The sequence below is a fragment of the Chryseobacterium sp. HNCC26DJ240 genome, from assembly GCF_057180485.1.
The window spans coordinates 234161-256502 of sequence record NZ_JBXUGK010000001.1 but is presented as its reverse complement, the minus strand read 5'-3'; the positions used below and the strand labels follow the sequence as shown (position 1 = coordinate 256502).

Genomic DNA, 22342 nt, shown 5'->3' with positions numbered 1-22342 from the left:
TAAAAACGTTGAAAACTTTAGAGAATATTCACCTCTCTTTCCAGTTCGATCCCGAATTTTTCTTTTACAGAATTGATAATCAGCGTTGAAAAATCGTAAATTTCTTTACCTGAAGCGTTTCCTGCTGCGTTGACAATCACCAGCGCCTGAAGTTTGTGAGATGCCACATTCCCAATCTGCTTTCCTTTCCAGCCGCACTGTTCGATGAGCCAGCCTGCAGGAACTTTTACAAAATCACCGTTCGGATAACCTTGAATATTTTCAAATTTTGATTTTAAATCTTCAAACTGAGCCAAAGGAATTGTTGGATTTTTGAAAAAGCTTCCTGCGTTCCCAATCTCCTTAGGATCAGGCAATTTACTTTGTCTGATATTGATGACCGCTTTGGAAACATCCTGGATGGTGGGATTTAAAATTCCCAAATTTTCCAGTTCAGTTTTGATGGCTCCGTATTCGGTTTTGATGGCGTGATTTTTTGAAGTTAATTTAAAAGTAACCTCCAAAATGACATATTTTCCTTTTCCTTCCTGCTTAAAAATAGAATCTCTGTAGCCAAATCTGCATTTTTCAAGATCAAAAGTTTCTATCTGACGTGTTTCAAGATTTAAAACTTTACAGCTCACAAAAGCATCCTTGATTTCCGTTCCGTAAGCACCGATATTCTGCATTGGCGATGTTCCCACATTCCCTGGAATTAATGAAAGATTTTCCAGTCCGCCATAGTTTTTACTTAAACAAAAGAGAACAAATTGATGCCAGTTTTCGCCCGCCTGAGCCGTGACAAGAACTTCATTTTCATTTAAAACCTCTTCAGAAATTCCTTTTAAATTTAATTTAATAACCAATCCGTCGTAATCTTTGGTAAACAAAATATTGCTGCCACCACCAAGAAATAAGGGCTGGAGTCCTGCGACAAGCTCAGGATGACCAGTTGGAGCGTTTGAGGGTTGGGGAGTTGGAGCGTTGGAGCGTTGGAGCGTTTCAATGAGTTCTTCTGCAGAATTTACTTCCACGAAATATTTTGCTTTAGCTTCTACACCAAAAGTAGTGAAAGGTTTTAAAGAGAAATTTTCTTTCATAATGGTTTAAATTCTTTGGGAATTAATTTTTCTAACTGTGTTTTAAAATTTTTGAGCTGACGGTAATTGTATTCGTCGTTGTAGGCGTTTACAAATACATAAGAAGTTCGGCTGGTTTTGATCTGAAAAGTTTCATCTAAGCCATCGTTTGCCTGAAGGCTTTCAGAACTTTTAATAAAGGATAATTGATTAATTTTAAGACTGTTAAACAATTGCTTTTGACCATGTCTAGCTAAAGCAGTTTTCCAGAATCTGTGTGTATTTGTAGAAGTTTTACCTACATCCAAAAATAGGGAATCCTGAGTGATTTTTACAGTCTTGTAATTCCCTTCATCACCTCCAACTTTTGAAAAAATTATATATTCAATGACTTCTTCGCCAATTGATATTTTCTTTGAATCTGCAGGATTTGAACAAGAAAAAATCAGCAATAAAAACACTGGAAAGAAGATTTTCAAACCTGATATTTTTATTGCTGACATGTATTTTAAATCAAAAATTATTTCTCCTGATTGTATTTTTCAAGTGCATCTCTTAAGATTTCCGCACTTCTTCTAAGATCCTGTTCTTTAAGAACATAAGCAATTCTCACTTGCTTTTTGCCTAATTCAGGGTCAGAATAGAAACCTCCTGCAGGAGCAACCATAATTGTTTCTCCTTTGTTGGTATATTTTTCCAATAGCCACTGTGCAAAAACCTCGGTATCATCTACCGGAAGCTCGGCAACGCAATAGAAAGCGCCTTTTGGTTTCGGGCAAATTACTCCAGGAATAGCGTTCAACTGCTCTACCAAAACATTTCTTCTGTGTGTATATTCTTCTCTCACGGCTCTGATGTAAGCACCGTCATTCTGATGAGCGGCCGCTGCTGCAATCTGACCCAATAAAACAGGACTCAGTCTTGCTTGTGCAAAAAGCATCGCAGCATCATGAATTTTCTTGGAACGAGTAACCAGACAACCGATTCTTACTCCACACATTGAATAACGCTTAGATTCTGAATCGATGATGATGCAGTTTTCTGCCAGTTCAGGGAATTCCAACATTGAAATTTGCTGTTTCCCGTCATAAACATACTCTCTGTAAACCTCATCTGAAATCACAACAATATCGTATTTCAAAGCAATCGCTGCCAGTTGCTGAAGTTCTTCACGCGTATATAGATATCCTGTAGGATTTCCGGGATTACAAATCACGATGGCTCTTGTTTTTGCTGTAATTTTTTTCTCAAATTCTTCAATTGGAGGAAGTGCAAAACCCGTATCAATTGTAGAAGGAACAGCCACAACATTCACATTAAATGTGCTTGTAAAACCATTATAATTAGCATAATATGGCTCTGGAATGATTACTTCATCGCCATCATCGCAGAGTGTTGAAATAGCAAAATTTAAAGCTTCAGATCCACCATTGGTCACAATAAAATTATCAACTGTAAGATCTGTAAAATCAAGAGAATGGTAATAATCTCTGAGCGCAGTTCTGTATTCTAAATTACCTTCAGAAAGTGCATATTCTAAAACTTTAAGATCGATATTTTTTAAAGCATTAAGTGCTGTTTCCGGAGTTTCAATATCTGGCTGACCGATGTTTAAATGATAAACTTTTGTACCGTTTTGTTTTGCTTTCTGAGCAAATGGAACCAATTTTCTTACCGGTGACGCCGGCATATTCTGAGCTCTGTTTGAGATGTTAGGCATTGTTAGGATTTTGTATGCACAAAAATAGCAAATTATTTTGTCTTGCTTCAAATTTAAAATCGCAATGAAACATATACAATGCTTCACATAGAAATTATGACTAAACTGTTAATAATTACTTATATCAAAATATTTTCACAATGCAAATGATTACACGTTATTTATAATACATCATTATTGAAAAATATTTAAAAATATTTAAATTTAAAACTCATCGTATTGATATATTTCATAGTTTTACGGCAAACTTAATAAACTGTATTTTATGAACAAATTTCAACCAGCTCGTGTGTTGGGTGCATTGGGTATTGCTGTAAGCTCCCTTGCATTTGCACAGAACTATCAGACAATGCCGATTGCTTCAGGTCTCAATGCAGACGTAATCGCCAACGGTGTAGGCTCTTCAATGACATCAACTTCTACTGACGTAGATGGTGTTTCATTTGCTTTTATTTCAAGAGATTTTCAGCTCACATCCTCAAGCACAGCGCTCACTTATGGTCTACCGGTAAACCAAATTATTAATTCTGTAGTAGCCAGCACACCTGGATTAAGTTACATTTTACCAAGCTATAGCGGCAATAATTCTTTAAAGCTTTCCAATCAAAACGACAGCGGAACAATTGTTTTCACAACTCCTAAAGCAGCATTTAAACTGTACATGCTTGCCACAACAGGAAGTGGTTCTTCAACAGTAAATGTTGTGGTTAATTTCACAGACAACACTTCTCAGACATTTACAGATGTTGGAGTTTCAGACTGGTATAACAATACAGGATTTGCAGTTCAGGGCTTTGGAAGAATTAATAGAACTAATGATACTCTGGAATCCGGAAGCGGAACAAACCCAAGATTATATCAATCTTTATTAAACATTGATGCAGTAAATGTAAGTAAGCCAATTCAAAGTGTAACGATTACAAAAACCTCTTCAGCACAAGGGCATGCCAATATTTTCGCATTTTCTGCAGACGAGTTTTCTACTTGCGCTCCTCCAACCTTAAACGCTACAGGAACTCTTACTGATAATACGGCATCAGTTTCATGGACTCCTGCCGTAGGTACTACAGCGACAAGCTACGACATTTACTACAGTACCACCAATACGACTCCAGCAGCTAATGCAACACCTAACATTACTGGTGTTAATGGAACTTCTACAACAATTCCAGGATTAAATGCAAATACCACGTATTATTATTGGGTAAGAGCGAATTGTAGTGGAGCAACCACTCAAAGTACATGGTCTTTTTCCGGAACTTTTAAAACACTGTGTGGAGACATGACAACAATGTTTGAAAACTTTGATTCTTACGGTACTGGGAACATTGTGCCCGATTGCTGGGTGAGATTAGCAGGATCGGGATCTCAGACCATAACTTCAACTACACCAGCTTCGGGAACGAGGAATATTTATCAATTCACTTCCTCTACTGCAACACCTACTTATACAGTTCTTCCAACATTCAGTAATGTGAATGCAGGAACAAATCAGCTAAGATTTAAGGCTAGAGTGAGCAGTGGAGCTCCTGGCTCTATGATTGTGGGGTATGTTACCAACACTTCCGATGCCAGTACTTTTGTCGCAATACAGACATTGACTATTACCAATACAAGTTATACTGCTGCCGGGTCTGAATACATTGTGCAGATACCAAACACAGTACCTGCAGGTGCCAGACTTGCTATAAGAGGTGCAAATGACTCAAAATCATATTATTGGGACGATATTTACTGGGAAGCTGGCAACCTTTCAACGAGTGAGACCACCCGCAAAAATCAACTGAATGTATATCCGAATCCGTTCAATGATGTGATCTATATATCCGAAACAAAAGATATCAGATCAATTTCAGTATTCGACCTTTCAGGTAAAATAATTAAATTGCAGGAAGACGTATCTAAAGAAATCAATCTGAACAGCTTAAAACAGGGAATATATTTATTAAAAATTAATTTCAAAGACGGTTCTCAATCTGCGACAAAAGTCATTAAAAAATAATATTATTTTTGAATTATTATTTTCAAACGGCTGTACATTTCTGTGCAGCCGTTTTTTGTTTGATTTAAATTTTGTTAATTTGAAAAAAAATACCCGCTATGCAAATTCCGGCAGATTCTGTTGAAGAATATATTTTAAAATTACCTGAAGAAAGACAGGAAGCTTTTAGAAAACTTTACACAACAATAAGAGAAAATTTACCTGAAGGCTTTGAAGAATCCATCAGCAGTGGAATGATCAACTGGAATGTACCTTTGGAAGCGTATCCCTCAGGATACCACTGCACGCCGGGCAAATCTCTTCCATTTATCAGTCTGGCATCGCAGAAAAATTTTATTGCGCTGTATCACATGGGAATGTATGCCAATCCTGAACTTTTGAATTGGTTTACCGAAGAATTCCCGAAACATTCAAAGAGAAAACTTGATATGGGAAAATCTTGTGTAAGGTTTAAAAATATGAATGAAATTCCTTTTGAACTGATTGGTGAACTGAGCAAAAAAATGACTGTACAAAACTGGATCGAGCTGTATGAGAAAAATCTTAAACGTTAAGCTTTTTGCTTTTTTAATTCTGATTTTATCATTAATCAGCTGTGCTTCTCATCTGAAATCTAATTTAAAAAATGGTGATCTGCTTTTTGTAACGGCAAAAAACTCTGGTTTATCAGGAGCAATCAATAATGTTACTCAAAAAAATGAAACTGAAAAGTTTGATCACATCGGAATTTTAGAAATTAAAAACGGGCATTATTCTGTTCTTCACGCTTCTCCTAAGAAAGGTTCAAACAGACAGAATCTGAAAGATTTTATTAAGGATCAAAAAAAAGATCAGCAAAATATTGTAATCTACCGTTTGAAAGCTGAATTTCAGGAAATGATTCCAAATGCTTTGGCAAAGGCAGATTTAATGCTGGGCAAGCCTTACAATTTCGATTATATCTTAGACGAAAATTCTTACTACTGCTCAGATTTTATTGAAAGAGCTTTTAGAGAAAATCAAATTTTCAAACTTGAACCGATGACTTTCATCGATCCTAAAACCGGAAAAACGAATGAATTCTGGCAGGATTTCTACAACAAAAAAAATCTGAAAGTTCCCGAAGGTGAATTGGGCTGTAACCCTAACGGACTCGCCGGTTCAGATAAACTGGTACGAATCAAAGCACTGTAAATACTAAAGAAATCCAACCTGGGTTTCTTTTTTTGTTAAATTTCGTAAATTATTAGTCTACAAATTTGGTGGACTAATAATTTTTTATATTTTTGCTAAGTATTTAAAACAAAATAAAACTTTATGTACACAGGAATTGAGTCATTAATCTAAAAAAAATCACCAAAACATGATTACACGAAATCTGCAGCCTTTACCGCAAAACCTGACCATCAGCAAAAAAGAAATTGTTCTTGAAGTAGAATTGAACGGGAAAATGAAATTTGATCATCTCCTCAATGTAATTTGCAATCAGATGGGAATGTGCTACAAAGTTTTAAACGCAGACGTGGAATACATCAACGGAATCGATTTTGGCTCTTTTCAGCTTTATCTGAATACGACGACGGAAGAATTTCAAAATCTGGAGTACTTCCTCAATAAAAACAAATTACTGAATACCAATGTAGAGTACATCTGCAGAAGATATTCCTAATTAAATTCCATATAATTTGATTGAAGCGCTCGTCATCCATTTGTATGAGCGCTTTTTTTATTTTTCCCCAAAAGAGTTTCCGTTCCAAAGATAGGTTTTTGACGAACGTTTGAATTTCTCATGGTCTTTTTCATCCTTTTCCATTTCTTCCATTTTAAAAACAAAAGCATTCGGAATTCCGCCTTTATCATTAGGAAAAATAAACTTTTCTGAATGATAATATACATCTGCATCGCCCACATTCATCAGTTGAGGCAAAGTAATGAGTTTTTTATTTTTAAACAGAACATATTGGTCATAACTCGCAATACCACAGGCCTCACCGGAAACCATTGCCTTCAAAGTAAAGTCTACATCTTTCAGTTTATGATTGCTTTCAACGACGAAAGTTCCATAGCTTAAACTTTCACCTGAGCCGGTTTCAAAAGAAACTTCATCAATTAGGCTATTTCCCTCGATTACTTTTACTGAAGCATAATTTTGAGGAAATGAACCATCAAAATCAGGATTTTTTTTATTGATTGTTTTGGTTAAACCAAACAGAAAATCGTAACCATTTTTATTTCTGAAACCTACCGCAAGATTTCCGCCCCAGATAAATCCTTCGAAATTCTGATTGTCCTTCTGATACGATACTTTGTACCAGTTGGCACCTCTTTCACCTAATTTCAAAACCTTTTCTTCTTTTCTGAGAATTAAAATTTGTTGATTGGTTTTAAGAGAATCCAAAATCTGAGCGTTCACATCCGGAGATTGCCTCACTCTCGTGTAATCGGTAAAAACCTTCTGCGTTTTGTTGTCTTCAAAATGAAAAACACCGTTCGCATAAACATCATTATCCTGAGCGGAAATGGTTTGGAAAAAACAAAAGAAAAGTGTGGTGAGGAAGAGTTTCATTTTGTGAGGTTGAGGTTAAGGTTGAGGCTGAGGTTGAATTTGAATTTGAATTTGAGGTTGAGAATGAATCATTGCGGTAGCGCTTAGACTGTGCTCAGCGTGACAGCGATTACCAAAAGAATTTCAGATAATATTATCACGCTAAGCACAGATAGATTGTCTACAAACGAAGTTTACAAAGCCTCTGCAATTTCGTAAATCTATTTTTCAAGAAGAAGGCTTACCCATTCTTCACGCTGTAGTTTCTTTTTCAATTCCAGATTATTCTCTTTGCAAACTTCCAGAATATCATCCACATCAAAGAAACAAAGGCCTGAAAGCAACAATTTCCCACCTTCATTCAAGACATTAACGTAAGTTGGAATGTCTGAAATCAGAATATTTCGGTTGATGTTGGCTAATATAATATCGTAGTTTTCTTTTCCTAAATTATCGGCAGTTCTCAATTCGATATCCAGCTCTACCCCATTTCTTACAGCGTTTTCTTTTGAGTTTTCCACTGACCATTCGTCGATATCGATCGCTTTGGTATTGCCCGCTCCGATTTGTTTTGCATAAATTGCCAAAACGGAAGTTCCGCAACCCATATCCAATACTTTTTTGTCTTTAAAATCAATATCCATCATCTGCTGAATCATCAGATGTGTTGTAGGATGATGACCTGTTCCGAAGGACATTTTGGGCTGAATGATGATTTCATGCATCCCTTCCACAGAATCGTGAAATTCTGCTCTGATTAAAACTTTATCATCGATATTGATCGGTTCAAAATTCTTTTCCCATTCTTCGTTCCAGTTGATGTTGGGCATTTCCGTGAAAGTATATTCAATCTTTACTTCCTCATTCTGAAAAAGAGGCAAAGCTTTAAGGTCTTCTTCTTTAAATAAATCTTTCTGAATATATCCTAAAATACCATGAATTTCTTCTGTGAAACTGTCGAAACCAATCTCAATCAGTTCAGCCATTAATATATCTCCCCAAGGTTGAAGCGGCTGTATTTTAAAATCAAATTCCAAATAATTTTGCATGTGAGTAATTTGTTGCAAAAATAGGGAATTTGATTTGAGATTTGAGGTTTGAGATTTGAAATTAGTGAGCGGGGTGCAGGATAGGAGATTAAGGTTGAGGCTGAGGTTGAGGCTGAAAATATAAGTAGCTTGATGAGTGACGATAAATTTTGTCATTTTGTCAGTGTCTTTTATGTGCTATCGAGATACACTCGAGATACCCTTTGTATACCCTAAACTATTTTTACAGATTTCTACTACTGAACGTGATATGACAAATTGACTGAAGATGTTAAGGTTTTAAAATAGCTTTCGCAGGCAATGCCACGTGAAATTTTATAATTATGTTTGTGTAGTGGATTGACGTTTTTTTTAAATTCCAAACAGAGTAGGAAGACTTTTCGAAAACGAACGGTCACGGATTGCAAATGTGCGACATCGATCAAGACGACTTTCTATGCTCGCATCTACTTTACTATAAATAATAAAACATTATGGAAAATAAAAATATAGTGACGATAAATTTCATTAAAGAAAGTGAAAATTTATTTCATGAATGGCTATTAAGAAATCCTGATCAAGAAAAAATTGTCGAAGAAGCAATTCGAAAAAGTTGTTTTATAAAAAGAAATAATTCTGATTATATTTTTTTTGAAGATCCGATACTTGACTTAATCAAAAATTATAATGTGAATTTTTTTGATATTGGAATGATAAATTTCTATAGTGAAGATCGTATTGAATCCGGTGGCAACTTTATAATTGTAGGTCATGATGGAGCTGGTGACCTTATCGCGATAGATCGTAAATCAAATAAAATCTTTAGTTTAGATGGTGATTATGATGTTGTAGCATTCTGTAGTAATTCATCAGAAGAATTTTTGCAATATCTTATCAAAATCGGTAAAGCAAATACTGAAGATTGGTCTGAAGAAGATAGGATAAATTTAGCTAAAAGTATGGGAGATCAATCTAGTGAAGGATTTTATCTTGAGGCATTAGGTGTATTTTAAATAAATTCCCACTGCGCAAATTCTCCCGACTTTGAGCAACCTCACTTTCGTAAGATTTTATTTAAATTAAAACATTATCTAAAACCTCTTCACATAAAACAAAAAACCACAGCAAAAGCCGTGGTTTCATTTATTTTAAATTAAAAGATTCTACTTAGACGCCTCATCCGGAATCTGCAGATACTCATATCAAAATACATATAAATGGTTAAAAAATAGAATATGAAAAATTTACTTATTATCATAATTATACTATTTAGTTGCTCAAAAAAAGAGCAAAGCGAAAATTTCAATTCATTCCAAATAACTATACAATATTCAGGTCCACAAGATGCTCCATCCCCAATAATTGTTCTTAAAAACAGCAATCCAACTGAAAACATTTTTCCAGTTACAAAATGCAAAAAGAAGATTTGAAAAAAATTGAAAAAATTTGCTATTCCGAACAAACGGTAAAAAAAGGTACGCACCCACTGGTATTAGTAGAAGTAAAAAGGGATAACAATGTTCAAACATATCTTTACAATAAAACAAACGGAATGAAAATTTTAAATAAGATTGAAAAAATAATTTCCGCTTATAGCGATAAACGGTTGAATGATAATTTTTTTGGGATAAAGAATGCAACCCAACAAAACTGACATGGTGACGGAGAGATTATAGGGCAATAATTTTATATGAAGAATTTTTAAGATTTATCTAAATTAAATATCATCAAAAACCTCTTCACTTCAAAACAAAAAACCACAGCAAAAGCCATGGTTTCATTTATTTTAAATTAAAAAAATCTACTTCGAAGCCTCATCCAGAATCTGCAGATCTTCACTATCCAGATTTAATTTTGGTGCAGCAAACAAAGTTTCCAGCTGGTTTTTACCTGTAGCACTTACGATGGGTGCCGTGATGAGCGGATTGGCCAGCAGCCACGCCAGAGAAACCGTTGCCTGACTGGAATTGTGTTTTGCACTCACCTCATCCAAGGCCTTGAGAACTGCTTTTCCTTTGTCATCAAAATATTTTCTTACGCCTTCACCTCGGGTTGTTTTAGCAAAATCTTCCTCGCTGCGGTATTTGCCTGTGAGAAATCCGGCTGCCAGCGACCAGTACGTGAAAACGCTCAGGTCAAAATCTTTGACCAACTGTTCATATTGATTTTCAAATTTTTCTCTTTCCACCAGATTGTAGTGAGGCTGGAGGGCGACGTATTTCGGGAGTCCGTTTTTCTCGGCTGCTTCAAAAGATTCTTTGAGTCTTTCCGGAGACACATTGGACGCAGCGATGTAGCGTACTTTTCCGGCTTTGATGATTTCGTCGTACGCTTCAAGAGTTTCTTCCACAGGAGTTTTGTTGTCGTCAAAATGCGTGTAGTACAGATCGATGTGATCGGTCTGAAGGCGCTGCAGAGATTCGTCTACAGATTTCAGAATATGCTTTTTACTGATGTCAAAACCGTGTTCCTTTGTTTCGGAACCGACTTTGGTTGCAATCACAAGATCGTTTCTGTTGTTGCGTTCTTTCATCCACTTGCCGATGATTTCTTCGGATTGCCCGCCCTTTCCGTTGACCCACCATGAGTAGGTATCTGCAGTGTCGATAAAATTAAATCCCGCATCGGTAAACTGATCGAGAATATCAAAAGACTCTTTTTCATTAAGTGTCCATCCAAAGACGTTACCTCCAAAATTGATCGGTGCTACAGAAAGGTCTGTGTTTTTGATTGTTTTCTTTTGCATAATTATTTTTTATGATTTAGTGGTTTAGTGGTTTAGTGGTTTAGTGGTTTAGTGGTTTAGTGTAAAGTTAAGGATGAATGTGAGAACACTAAAGAAAAGACCATTGATAAAGGGTTTTGGAGTGATAGATAATAACGTTTATTGATGAGCTTATGGTTTAAACTGAACACTGAGGGCACGGAGTTTTTTTTTACCTGCTGTATGTTTTTAAGCTTCACAGAGCCGTAAACTTGTAGAAGACCACAGAGATATTTAGAATAATATTTTTGATATCGATTCTATTATATAAATTAATTCACAATATGTAATGAAAAAAAAATAGCGGACAAACTGCCCGCTACTCCTTTATAAACAATTCAAGTCTGAAAAAATCTTAAATCTTGAATTTTAAATCTTGAATCTTGAATTCTTTACGGATTAGTAGAGAAAATAGAACCGTTCGCAATCAGCGCTCTTCTGTTCATTTTCAGAATATCTCTTACCCATTCTGCGAAGTCTTCCGGCTGAAGAACTTTGTCGGGATTTCCGTCTGTTAAGCCACCTTCAATAGACATGTCAGAAGCAATTGTACTTGGCGTCAGAGTCACCACGCGGATGTTCTGTTTTCTCCATTCTGCCATCATGGATTGTGATAGTGAAACCACTGCCGCCTTGGATGCTGCGTAGGCCGACATATTCGGACCACCTTTCAAACCTGCTGTTGATGCTACATTGATGATATCGCCCTCTCCTTTTGCTTTCATAAAAGGCTGAACTGCTTTTGCTGCATAATAAACTCCGAAAAGATTGGTCTTTACTACCTGTTCCCAAACTTCGGAAGACATTTCTTCGATTGAACCAAAATCTCCGATTCCTGCATTGTTGATGAGAATATCAACACCTCCCAATTGCTCTGCGATCTGTTCGATTCCTGCTTTCACATGAATTTCGTTATCTATACTGAAAACTGCGTACGTTGCATTTACACCTAATTTCTGAATTTCGTCAATGGTCATTTTAAGATTTTCCTCATTCCTTCCGGTAATCCCAATATTTACACCTTCATTGGCAAGGATTAAAGCAACTGCTTTCCCCAAACCTCTTCCACCACCTGTGATGATAGCATTTTTTCCTTTTAAATTCATTCTTTAATTTTTGAAGGTACAAATTTACGAAACCTATTTTTTAAACACGTGTTTATGTTTTTGATTTCATAAAAATGTATTATGTTGAAATTCTATTTGGAATTTTAATGTTGATAAAAGCAGGGATTTTTGCTGAATATTGTAAGGCTTAAACGCAAGGACAGACAAAGTTTTTTTTGAGATTGATCGTGTTGATTTAAAGATAGACAAAGGCGTAAACTTATTTAGAAATACCAAGATCTAAAAAGCAGATTAATGTTAATTCAAAAGGTCTTCGACAGGCTCAGACTGACACTGCTGATAAAATTATTTACTAAAAACCATTTTCATTAAAACATCAAAACCGGCAACATTGCTGAAGCCGGTTTTGACTGAAGTATAGTAAAAAATGAAATAATTTAAGGAATCAGAACAGAATTCTGAACCTCAAATTCTTCCGTTGCGGTAAATTCGTTTCCGTACATATCGTGGGCTTTAACCTCAACTTTATGCTTACCAAGGGTTAATTTATTTCCAAATCCGCCAACCCAAATATGCTTTGACTGTTCCGGGTTTGAAGGTCTTCTTCCAGCAAAAAGTGTTTCTGTAGAATCCCATTTGAAAACCGACTGGGCAAAATTCGGGTCGATGGTTTCGTTGTACTCCATTTCTTCCCATTTTCCGCCGTCGATTCTATATTCTACTTTGTCTTTCTTGCTTCCCATGAAGAAGTTTGCCAAAACTTTAGCAGAAGTTTTTGATGGATAAGGAATCACTTTCGGAACATACAATTGAATCTGATAATCTTCAGGTTTCCCCGCAGTTTTGTATTTAACTTTATACTGATTATCACTAAAACTGATGAATGAATATCCTTTTGCAGTTCCGTCTCTCATGGTAGAAGTCGGCAAACCGATTTCGTCTGAAGTACCTGACCACCAGTCGCCGCATGTAGTTCCAACGTTGTATTCGTGCAGATCTTTTGCACCCGTCCAGCCTTGAGCTTTTCCGTAAAAAATCTGTTGCTGAATGTGCGTGTGAGCCGACAACATCAGTGCATTTTTGAAAGGTGACAAAGCATCAAACAGTTTCTGACGGTCAGCATTTCTGAAATTATCTTCATTGTTGTGTTCCAAAGGAATGTGGAACGAAATAACGATCAGTTTTTCTTTATCAACCAGTTTTAAATCATTCTGAATAAACTGAATCTGATCTTCTCTGAAACCTCCCCAATAGCCTTTTCCATCTCTCGGATCCGGATAAAGGATATCGTCAAGCACCATGAAATGTACATTTCCATAATTGAACGAATAGTTTGCCGGTCCGAAAGTAGCTTCAAAAGTTTCGTCTGAAAGCATATCTTCTTTAGCATCATAATTCATGTCGTGATTTCCCATCACGTTGTACCAAGGCAGACCAATTTCTTTCATAATATCCGCGTAAGGTTTTTGTAAACTCAAATCATCGCCTACCAAATCTCCCAGACTGATTCCGAAAACTGCATTTTTCTTATTTCTTTTCACCTCATTCACAATGGCTCTTTTGAAATAGTCCAGTTGTTTTTCTGTGTAAGGCTGCGGATCTCCGAAAACCAGAATGTCGAAATTTTTGCTTTCGTTTTGTTTAAACAATCCAAAATTCAACTCTTTTGGAAGCGTTCCCGTTGGTGCAGTTCCTTTATACTTAAAATCTGCCGGCGAACCTTTCGGCTTGTACTGGTAATAATATTGTGGAAGATTATTCTGGTTTAAACCCATCATATAACCTGAAGGTTTAATGACGAAAATCGTTTGTCCGTCTGCAATTGGCAAGCTGTACTTTCCGTTTTTATCCGTAGAAACTACTTGTGCTCCGTTGGAAACCGAAACACCTTCAATCCCTTTTTCTTTGTTATCTCTCTTGCTGTTCTTGTTACTGTCTTCGAAAACGTATCCTGAAACTGAAGTCTGTGCCAAGGCCATCGATGAGATAAGGAGTGACGGAATGATATATTTTAAATTCATTTTAATTTTAATTAAATTTTAGATAGAAAAATTATTTGTTCCACCACATTTTAGAGTTGATATTATCTCCACCCAAAGCCTGACTTGCAGCGACGTAATTGTCATAATTCTGGATTTTGGTCTGGGTAGGATACATCATTCTCTGTGGCATCTGCCCGTTGTTGAAAAGGCCACCGTTATTCGGCAATACCGGGAAACCTGTACGTCTCTGCTCATACCACTGCTGGTGATCTACAAAGAACAATCCAACATATTTCTGAAGCATGATTCTTTCTAAAGTACCATTGTATGCCACTTTCGGATTAGAAAAATACGTTGCTGGAACCGTGGCTCCCCATTGCTCTAAAGTAGCTTTCACACCATTCTCATAAAAAGTCTGGGCATTTCCGGTAATAATTCCTTTAAATGATAATTCTGAAAGGATAAACTGCAATTCTGCATACGGCATTACCAAAATCTTCAGCGGAGCTTTAGCTAAATTCTGATTCAGATTCGAAGGCTGATAATTGAAAGTTGATCCTAAAGCATATCCAGACGGAGCACCTTTATATCCAATATTGGCATTGGCCGGAATCGATTTAGCCTGAGTAAAAAACATACTAAGTCTCGGGTCATTATTATCAACCAAAGTCTGAGTGAAAAATTCTCCCGAAGCTCTGTAAGCAGTAAAATCCTGCGGTCTCGCAATTGGCGGCAAAAGCGGTGCAACACCCGAAATATCCAGTAGAGCTCCATCTGCATTGTTCTGAAATATCGGATAAACAGCTGGATTATTTACGATCTCAGCGATTCTTTGATGCACATTTACTTCACCGTTTCTTTTTAAAATTCTTGTAAGAAGTCTTAGAGACATAGAATTACAGAATTTTTTCCATTTCAGAATGTTGGCAGCATTGGAATTGGCCTGATAGAAAAGATCACCTTCGCTTAGCGCCTTAGTGGTATCAAAGAGTGCGTTTGCAGTTTTTAAATCGTCTAAAAGCGAGATATAAATATCTTTCTGCGAATCATATTTAGGTCTCATAATATCATCTTCCAGCCTTAGAGCTTCTGTCATAGGCACATCTCCGAATGCATCAGTAAGGTTAGCCATAATCCAGGCATTCAACACTTTTGAAATTGCCAGATAGTTATTATTATTTTCTTTTGTGGCAGCCTCATTAAGCTCTTTTACCTGCTTGAGCCATTTGTAGCTGGTATTCCAGTACCCGTTTCCGGTAGATTCTGTCATATAATAACGGCTCACAGTATTTCCTTCACTTGGAAAATCTAAAGCAATCTGCATGATATCAAAAGTGAAATCGTCGGCTCTGTTGTACCCATACGAACCCATTTCGTATTGAATAGGGATAAGAAAACTTCCGACAGACGGTGTTTTTATTTTACTGGTATCTGTGTTGATCTCTTCAAAACTTCTGTCGCAGGAATTTAAACTGAAAACAGACAATGCTAATGCGGTTGATAAAAGTATTTTTTTCATAATGATGATCTTAGAATTTTAAGTTAAGTTGAAAACCTACCGTTCTGGCTGTAGGCAACTGCCCGATTTCTGCTCCAGGAGTGATTGTAGAATCGTTGAGCGCAGCAACTTCAGGGTCAAACATTGGGAAGTCTGTCCACATCCAAAGATTTTTACCGAAAACTGCTATCGTAAGTTCTGTAAGTTTAAGTGGCGCAATGACATCTTTCGAGAATGAATAGGCAATTCTCGCATCTCTGAGTTTCACAAAAGAGGTATCGAAAGTGTTGGTTTCGATGTTGGCTCTTCTGTAGTAATCGCCGTAATATGCAGCCAAACCGACAGATTTGGTATTTGGGCTGTAAGTACCGTCTGAATTAAGTACAACACCATCACCTATGATCATTCCATTTGCATTTTCTCTACCCATCAACGTATGCCCCAATTTACCCTGTTCAGACATTTTGTGGTGGGTTTGCGAATAAGCTACCCCACCGTACTGTCCATCAAATGAAAAGCTGAGCTGCCAATTTTTAAACTTAAAATCATTTTGCAGACCTGCTCTCCATTTCGGAAAGGCATTTCCTACTTTTTCAATTTTATCGGGTCTTGACGGTAATCCGGTTGTAGCATCATACACTACTTCTCCGTCGGCGTTTCTTACTAATTTAAAGCCATACAAATCTCCCAAAGAACCACCCACAACTGCATTATAATATAAAACTCCCGCTACAGTAGAAATGGTATAATAGTTATCACCAGAATATTCTTCAGGTAGCGACATTACTTTATTTCTGTTCATAGACCAGTTTGCAGAGACATTCCAACTGAAACTCTGGGTCTTTACAGGATTGGCATTCAAGCCCATCTCAATACCACGGTTTCTGATTTCTCCGGCATTAATGATGCGACTTGAATATCCTGATTCTACAGGAGTGGTTACAGCTAAAATCTCATCAACTGTGGTGTTTTGGTACAAAGTAAAGTTGTAGCTCAATCTGTTTTTTAATACAGACAAATCCATCCCTGCTTCAATATTGGTATTTTCCTGCGGTCTCAGATTGGGAGTTACGAAAGTTGTAGGAGTAAGCACTGATCCTACAAAATCACTTGGTGTGTAGTATTTGTCAATATTATACGGTGTTGTTCCCAATCCTACTTTAGCCCAAGAAGCTCTCAGTTTCCAGTAATTGAATTTTGAACTGGATAAATTAAATATATCCGAAAGAATAAAACTTGTACTTACCGATGGATAAAAGAATGAACGGTTATCTTTATTTAGTGTACTGCTCCAGTCATTTCTTCCTGTGACATCTAAGAAAATCTTATTGTTATAATTGGCACTTAACAACCCGTAAACACTGTCCATCTGCTGATCGTTTGGTTTAGGAACTTTGGTAATGAGAGCCAAAGCATTATTGAGACTGTAATCTCCCGCTACTTTTAAGCCTTCAGCACGGAAATCTGTCATTACATACTGGTTGTAACGGATACTTCCTCCAGCATTAGCACTAATATTAAACTTACCGATGTCTTTTTTGTAGGTGATCAGTAAATCATTATTAAATTCATTGTTTTTAATGTACTGCTCTCTGTAGAAACCTTTCAGGTAATTAGCAGAACTGTACGGTCTTTTTACGGTTCTTTCTTCATCCAGAAGTTCCATCCCTGAACGCAACATCACACTTAAATTTTTACTAAAATCATAGGTTGCTGTTACATTTCCGGTAATCAGTTTCTTGTCTACTCCATTCAACATATTATAAGCAATCAGATAAGGATTATCGATAAATGAACTGAACGGATGTATCTGATCCACCTCTACCTGTCCCGGTTTCCAGATGGGTCTGTACCAATCCAGATCTACATTGGGATTCTGGAAAATCATGAAGTAAGAAATCGACTGATTATTATAGCCTGTCGCCGGAAGATTATCACTTTTTGTATTAGCGTAGTTTATTTTGGTGGAAATTCTGAATTTATCTGTCACCTTATGATCTAATGACACTTGCGCATTAAAACGGTCAAAACCTGTGTTTGGCATCATCCACTTATTATCAAGATAAGAAAGCGACGCTCTGAAACTCGTTTTATCTGTACTGCTTTCCACAGCAACGTTGTTGGAAGACGTCACTCCGGTTTCCCAGAAACCTTTTATGTTGTCTTTGTAAGGTCTCCACAATTGTCTTTCTGCACTTTGGCCACCTGTTGCCGGATCATACTGAAAGTAATACTGACCATTAAATTTTGGTCCGAAAGCACTACTCGTTCCCCCTGTACTGACCCCATCAGGAGATGCACCGTAGGAATAGAAAAACTGACCTGCTGTATTTTTCGCCAGTGTTCCCTGACCATACTCATACTGATAATCCGGCCATTTCAGGACTGAATCATAGCTCAAAGAACTGTTAAAAGAAACTCTAAGGCTTCCATTTTTACCTTTTCCGGATTTTGTAGTGATCATTAAAGCACCGTTGGCAGCGCGTGAGCCATAAAGAGCGGCTGCAGAAGCACCTTTCAAAATAGTAACCGACTCAATATCATCAGGATTAATACTGTTGAGACCATCACCCAAATCGACAGGTAAGTCACCTCCTGTACCTGCTCCATAAGCAGCTGTTCCGGTACCTGTGGTAGAATTGCTCAGTGGTATACCATCTACAACAATCAACGCATAGTTTCCGGCAAAACCAAATGTTTTTTCACCTCTTAAAGTAATTCGGGAAGAACCAAGAGGTCCGGCATTGGTACCCTGAACCTTTAAGCCGGCAACCCGTCCTTCCATACCCTGTGCCCAGTTGTTGTTCTGAATATTTTCAAAAACTTCCGCATCTACCTTCTCAGCAACGTAACCAAGAGATTTATCCTGTCGTTTAATCCCCAAAGCAGTGACTACCACTTCATCAATTGTTTTTATACTGTCCTGCTTTGCCGTTTCCTGTGCCGCAACATTGAGACTGATAAGTCCTAAGAGCGACAACATTATAACTTTCTGAGTCGTTTTACGCATATCCAATTTTTGTTTGCGCAAAATTAGAAAGCTATGGTGAGCATAAGTTTAATAGCGTTTTAACATATTTTAAAGGATTTTTAAACACCATATTAATTTATGATTAACGGATATGCATAAACTTTTAGCAGACAGCAGTTTAGAAAAATGAATATTTTTTAATGCAAAAAACGAGTTGTTTTGCCATATCTTTATTGTCTTTTCCTGAGAAATAAAATATACCACACGCATACCTCAAACGGAGCTTCATCGGAATTTTTTAAGTATTTAGACAAAAAAATCTGCCCTAAAAAAGGCAGATTAATCTTATTTGAAAATGATAAGTTTATTGATTTTTCAATTTATCAGGAATATTGGTGGTTACGAAATCGATTCCCTGAGCTTTTAGATCTTCGAAAATAATAAGTTCATTTACCGTCCACGAATTGGTAATTAATCCTAAAGCATTCGCTTCTGCAATCCACGTTGGGTTTTTCTGAAAAACGCTGTAGTGATAATCCATTCCGTCCAAACCATTTTCTTTGATCTGCTGAGGAGACAACTCTCCATTCAGGTATTGTACTTTAAATTCGGGAGCCAGTTTTTTGATTTGCTTGCAGATATTTAAACTGAAAGAGATGTATTCACACTGATTTTCAAGTTTCATTTCACGGATCATTTTGATGGTTTTTTCCACCATTTCATTTTCAAGCTCCGGCGTTTTGGCAGGTTTTATTTCTACAATAAGTTTCAGGGATTTATCCAGTTTTCCGGCCCTCAGATAATCTTTCAATGTTGGATATTTTTCACCATTCGAAAGTTTTACTTTTGCCAAATCTTTAAAATTCGTTTCTGAAATTTCCATTTCACCGTGATGCTCGTCGTGATTGATCACCAAAACACCATCTTTAGACATTCTCACATCGAATTCTGAACCATAAATCTTCAGACCCTGAGCATTCTGCAAAGCTTTAATTGAATTTTCGGTAGTCGGTGGATTAGTCTGGAAATAACCTCTGTGAGCGATAATTTGAGTCTGTGCATTCATAAAAGCTGTCGTTAAAACTGCAAACCCTAAGATAAACTTTTTCATATGTAAATATTCTTCTTCATTAAATTTTTCTGATCAATATAAATTTCATTTTTAAAATAAATCTAAAACCGTCAGACAAAATTAAAGTAATTGAGCGCAAAGGTAACAAGAGATTTTTTGATGTTCTCTAAAATCAGTTTAAACAATAGTTAAATTTAATCTTAATTTTTTTGCATCTGAATAGATGGTTTAGAAAAGAGGCCATAAAAAAAAACAAAAGCCGAAGCTTTCACCCCGACTTTCAAAATATATTTCAGATAATTCAGTTTAAAAAAGGATAATCTGTATATCCTTTTTCTCCTCCGCCGTACATCGTAGCTTTGTCGGCTTCGTTTAATTCCGCATTTTGTTCAAAACGTTCAGGTAAGTCAGGGTTTGCTAAAAACAAAGTTCCGTATGAAATCATTTCCGCAATACCTTTTTCCAGTTCAGCTTCGCCAGATTCTTTGTTGTAACCGCCATTTGCGATAACTTTGTTTGTAGATAGTTTTCCGAAAGTTTCCATCACATCTTTTGGATAATGTTTCAGTTCATCAATTGGGAAAAGCGGATTCATTAACTGAATATATGCCAAAGGAAGTTTGTTTAATTCCTCAATCAACTCAGAAAACTGCTCTGTCGGCTGATTGTGAATAATGCTGTTGTAAGGAATCGTTGGCGATAATTTAATTCCGGCTTTGTCCGCTCCTGTTGCATCGGTAATTTCCTGCATAATTTCCAAAACAAAACGGTTTTGATTTTCAAGGTTTCCTCCATATTCATCTGTTCTTTGGTTTGAGCTTTCCGCTAAAAACTGATTCGGCAAATATCCAAACGCAGCGTGAAGTTCTACACCATCAAAACCAGCTTCAATAGCATTGACAGCCGCCTGTCTGTAATCCTGAACAATTTGTTTTACTTCCTCTGTTTTCAAAGCTCTTGGCGTTTCATAATCTTCCATTCCGGTTCCTGTGAAATGTTTTTGCCCTTCAATTGCGATAGCAGATGGAGCAACGGGAAGTTCTCCGTTTCTCACAGAAGAATGGCCGACACGACCTGTATGCCAAAGTTGAGCGTAAATGACACCGCCTCTTTCGTGAACCGCTTTGGTTACTTTTTTCCACGCTTCGATTTGTTCCTGAGTATAAACTCCCGGCGTGTACGGACTTCCCAAAGCCTGCTCAGAAATATTGATACCTTCCGAAATAATCAAGCCTGCACCTGCTCGCTGTTCGTAATACAATACCGTCAAATCGCTGACAACGCCATTATCATCAGCTCTACTTCTGGTCATTGGCGCCATCGCCATTTTATTTTTCAGGGTAATATTTCCCAACTGTATTTCTTCTGACTGTCTCATATTTTTGTTTAATAATTTAATTTATAATTTGTTTCCGCTGTACATTCCTCCTTTAAAAACTTCCGCATTTTCGTCTGTCACAAACAAAACCAATTCAGAATCTTCACTGGCTTTAATGGTAATATTTTCATTTTTGATTAATAGGCTGTCTTTTTTTTCTAAATTTAAATCTGAATTGACGATTACATTTCCTTTAAATACATACAGCAACATTGTTAACCTTTCTTTTGCTGACTCAGGAAGGGAAAGTGTGTTTTCTTCTGATAATTTGGCATCGTACAACCACGTCTGGCTGCTGAACTGAAATGTAGTTTCAGCGTCTGGTGAAGCAAGTAATCTCCATTTATTTTCACTGTGAATTTCATCCAGTTCAAGAAAAACAACTTCCGGTTTTAAATCCTTTTTACCCGGACGGATGAATATCTGTAAACCTTCCATTGGTTCTTTATCACCAAAAATTTTCTCTTCGTGCTGAAACATTTTCCCGGCTTTCATCAGCATTAATGTCTTTTTTGCCGATTGTCTTTACGAAACCTTCAGAATCGCTGTGTTCAGCAGTTCCGGTTCTGAAATAAGAAAGAATTTCGTCATTAATGTGTGGATGCATTTTTATAATCGTGTTTCCGTGAATTTCAGGATGGTCGATTCTACCTATGCTGCCAATTCCGGTATCTTCTTTTGAAATTTCAAGACCTGGATACAGTATTTTAATGGGACCGTGACCGGTAAATTTTGTGTTGCTTATTTTGTGTAACATTGTCTTTTTTGTTTAAATGCTATTGCAAATTTAGATACAATACTTTACTTTTGCAAGTAGTTACACATTTGTACAGTAGTAACAAATTGTAAAGCATTAAGCAAAATCAACGGTTATGGCGGTAAAAAAAAATAAAAATATTGAATTCAAGTGTTCTCTGAAAGATGTTTTAGATATTGTGGGAGGCAAGTGGTCGATTCCTATCATTTATACCTTATTCGATGGAAAAAAACGTTTCAGCGAACTGGAACGCACAATTCCCAACATCAACACGAGAATGCTCGTAAAGGAACTGAAAAAATTGGAGGAAAGCAGAATTGTGAAACGTGAAGCCTTCGCCACCGTTCCCCCAACTGTAGAATATTCGCTGAACCATAAAGGAATGATGCTGAAACCCATCATTATGGATTTACACAAATGGGGCGAGGAATTTGTCGACCAATAGCCAACGTTTTTCACAAAATACTTTTAGTTCAAAATTCACTTTTGAACTTTTATTCTAATTACTACATTTGTAAAAA

21 protein-coding genes are annotated in these 22342 nt (G+C 36.7%); 7 read left to right on the top strand and 14 right to left on the bottom strand.

Features of this window, described 5'->3' with window-relative positions; genetic code table 11:
* Nucleotides 1-17: 17 nt before the first annotated feature.
* From murB to AC2A1G_RS01220, 3 genes are read right to left on the bottom strand one after another with little or no spacing between them, the layout of a single operon-like run.
* Nucleotides 18-1079, bottom strand: a complete 1062-nt coding sequence (gene murB / locus AC2A1G_RS01230; protein ID WP_484045137.1) for a UDP-N-acetylmuramate dehydrogenase — start codon at nt 1077-1079, stop codon at nt 18-20.
* Nucleotides 1076-1561, bottom strand: coding sequence for a hypothetical protein (locus AC2A1G_RS01225; protein WP_484045136.1), 486 nt, complete (start codon nt 1559-1561; stop codon nt 1076-1078). The genes murB and AC2A1G_RS01225 overlap by 4 nt, the downstream gene beginning before the upstream one ends.
* Nucleotides 1562-1578: 17 nt before the next feature.
* Nucleotides 1579-2778, bottom strand: coding sequence for a pyridoxal phosphate-dependent aminotransferase (locus AC2A1G_RS01220; RefSeq protein WP_484045135.1), 1200 nt, complete (start codon nt 2776-2778; stop codon nt 1579-1581).
* Nucleotides 2779-3043: 265 nt separating this feature from the next.
* On the opposite strand from AC2A1G_RS01220, the gene AC2A1G_RS01215 reads away from it, so the two are divergent.
* The 4 genes from AC2A1G_RS01215 (at nt 3044) to AC2A1G_RS01200 (ending at nt 6428) form a co-directional block, all read left to right on the top strand.
* Entirely contained in the window at nt 3044-4780 is a 1737-nt protein-coding gene (locus AC2A1G_RS01215) for a T9SS type A sorting domain-containing protein (protein WP_484045134.1), read from the top strand.
* A 98-nt stretch (nt 4781-4878) separates the two neighbouring features.
* On the top strand, nt 4879-5334 hold the full coding sequence (locus AC2A1G_RS01210) for a DUF1801 domain-containing protein (protein ID WP_484045133.1): 456 nt from the start codon (nt 4879-4881) through the stop codon (nt 5332-5334).
* Nucleotides 5312-5953 carry a YiiX/YebB-like N1pC/P60 family cysteine hydrolase gene (locus tag AC2A1G_RS01205; RefSeq protein ID WP_484045132.1) on the top strand — a complete coding sequence of 214 codons (642 nt, stop codon included), beginning with the start codon at nt 5312-5314 and terminating at the stop codon, nt 5951-5953. The genes AC2A1G_RS01210 and AC2A1G_RS01205 overlap by 23 nt, the downstream gene beginning before the upstream one ends.
* Before the next feature lie 169 nt (nt 5954-6122).
* Entirely contained in the window at nt 6123-6428 is a 306-nt protein-coding gene (locus tag AC2A1G_RS01200; RefSeq protein WP_484045131.1) for a cysteine methyltransferase, read from the top strand.
* Nucleotides 6429-6485: 57 nt separating this feature from the next.
* On the opposite strand, the gene AC2A1G_RS01195 is transcribed toward AC2A1G_RS01200, so the two are convergent.
* Nucleotides 6486-7325, bottom strand: coding sequence for an SH3 domain-containing protein (locus tag AC2A1G_RS01195; RefSeq protein ID WP_484045130.1), 840 nt, complete (start codon nt 7323-7325; stop codon nt 6486-6488).
* 200 nt (nt 7326-7525) lie between these two features.
* Complete coding sequence (prmA, locus tag AC2A1G_RS01190; RefSeq protein WP_484045129.1) at nt 7526-8353, bottom strand: 50S ribosomal protein L11 methyltransferase; 828 nt, start codon at nt 8351-8353, stop codon at nt 7526-7528.
* 473 nt (nt 8354-8826) lie between these two features.
* Between prmA and AC2A1G_RS01185 the strand changes: the two genes are divergently transcribed.
* Complete coding sequence (locus AC2A1G_RS01185; protein WP_484045128.1) at nt 8827-9345, top strand: hypothetical protein; 519 nt, start codon at nt 8827-8829, stop codon at nt 9343-9345.
* A gap of 398 nt (nt 9346-9743) precedes the next feature.
* Nucleotides 9744-9986 (top strand): hypothetical protein, encoded by a 243-nt coding sequence (locus AC2A1G_RS01180; RefSeq protein WP_484045127.1) that lies wholly within the window; start codon nt 9744-9746, stop codon nt 9984-9986.
* Nucleotides 9987-10133: 147 nt separating this feature from the next.
* Here AC2A1G_RS01180 and AC2A1G_RS01175 read toward each other — a convergent pair whose 3' ends face one another.
* From AC2A1G_RS01175 to AC2A1G_RS01135, 9 genes are all read right to left on the bottom strand, one after another.
* The gene (locus tag AC2A1G_RS01175; RefSeq protein WP_484045126.1) at nt 10134-11078 is read right to left on the bottom strand and encodes an aldo/keto reductase; all 945 of its coding nucleotides are present in this window, start codon (nt 11076-11078) and stop codon (nt 10134-10136) included.
* Between the two features lie 410 nt (nt 11079-11488).
* Nucleotides 11489-12202, bottom strand: a complete 714-nt coding sequence (locus AC2A1G_RS01170) for a 3-ketoacyl-ACP reductase (RefSeq protein WP_484045125.1) — start codon at nt 12200-12202, stop codon at nt 11489-11491.
* A gap of 398 nt (nt 12203-12600) precedes the next feature.
* The gene (locus tag AC2A1G_RS01165; RefSeq protein WP_484045124.1) at nt 12601-14184 is read right to left on the bottom strand and encodes a calcineurin-like phosphoesterase C-terminal domain-containing protein; all 1584 of its coding nucleotides are present in this window, start codon (nt 14182-14184) and stop codon (nt 12601-12603) included.
* A 31-nt stretch (nt 14185-14215) separates the two neighbouring features.
* Nucleotides 14216-15664, bottom strand: coding sequence for a SusD/RagB family nutrient-binding outer membrane lipoprotein (locus AC2A1G_RS01160; protein WP_484045123.1), 1449 nt, complete (start codon nt 15662-15664; stop codon nt 14216-14218).
* 10 nt (nt 15665-15674) lie between these two features.
* Nucleotides 15675-18626 (bottom strand): SusC/RagA family TonB-linked outer membrane protein, encoded by a 2952-nt coding sequence (locus AC2A1G_RS01155; protein WP_484045122.1) that lies wholly within the window; start codon nt 18624-18626, stop codon nt 15675-15677.
* Nucleotides 18627-18978: 352 nt separating this feature from the next.
* The gene (locus AC2A1G_RS01150; protein ID WP_484045121.1) at nt 18979-19725 is read right to left on the bottom strand and encodes a glycerophosphodiester phosphodiesterase family protein; all 747 of its coding nucleotides are present in this window, start codon (nt 19723-19725) and stop codon (nt 18979-18981) included.
* Between the two features lie 262 nt (nt 19726-19987).
* Nucleotides 19988-21064 carry an alkene reductase gene (locus AC2A1G_RS01145; protein ID WP_484045120.1) on the bottom strand — a complete coding sequence of 359 codons (1077 nt, stop codon included), beginning with the start codon at nt 21062-21064 and terminating at the stop codon, nt 19988-19990.
* A 21-nt stretch (nt 21065-21085) separates the two neighbouring features.
* A complete protein-coding gene (locus AC2A1G_RS01140; protein ID WP_484045119.1) occupies nt 21086-21559 on the bottom strand; it encodes a pirin family protein in 474 nt (157 codons plus the stop codon).
* The gene (locus tag AC2A1G_RS01135) at nt 21513-21821 is read right to left on the bottom strand and encodes a pirin family protein (protein ID WP_484045118.1); all 309 of its coding nucleotides are present in this window, start codon (nt 21819-21821) and stop codon (nt 21513-21515) included. The genes AC2A1G_RS01140 and AC2A1G_RS01135 overlap by 47 nt, the downstream gene beginning before the upstream one ends.
* Before the next feature lie 115 nt (nt 21822-21936).
* On the opposite strand from AC2A1G_RS01135, the gene AC2A1G_RS01130 reads away from it, so the two are divergent.
* Entirely contained in the window at nt 21937-22266 is a 330-nt protein-coding gene (locus AC2A1G_RS01130) for a winged helix-turn-helix transcriptional regulator (RefSeq protein ID WP_484045117.1), read from the top strand.
* Nucleotides 22267-22342 lie beyond the last annotated feature (76 nt).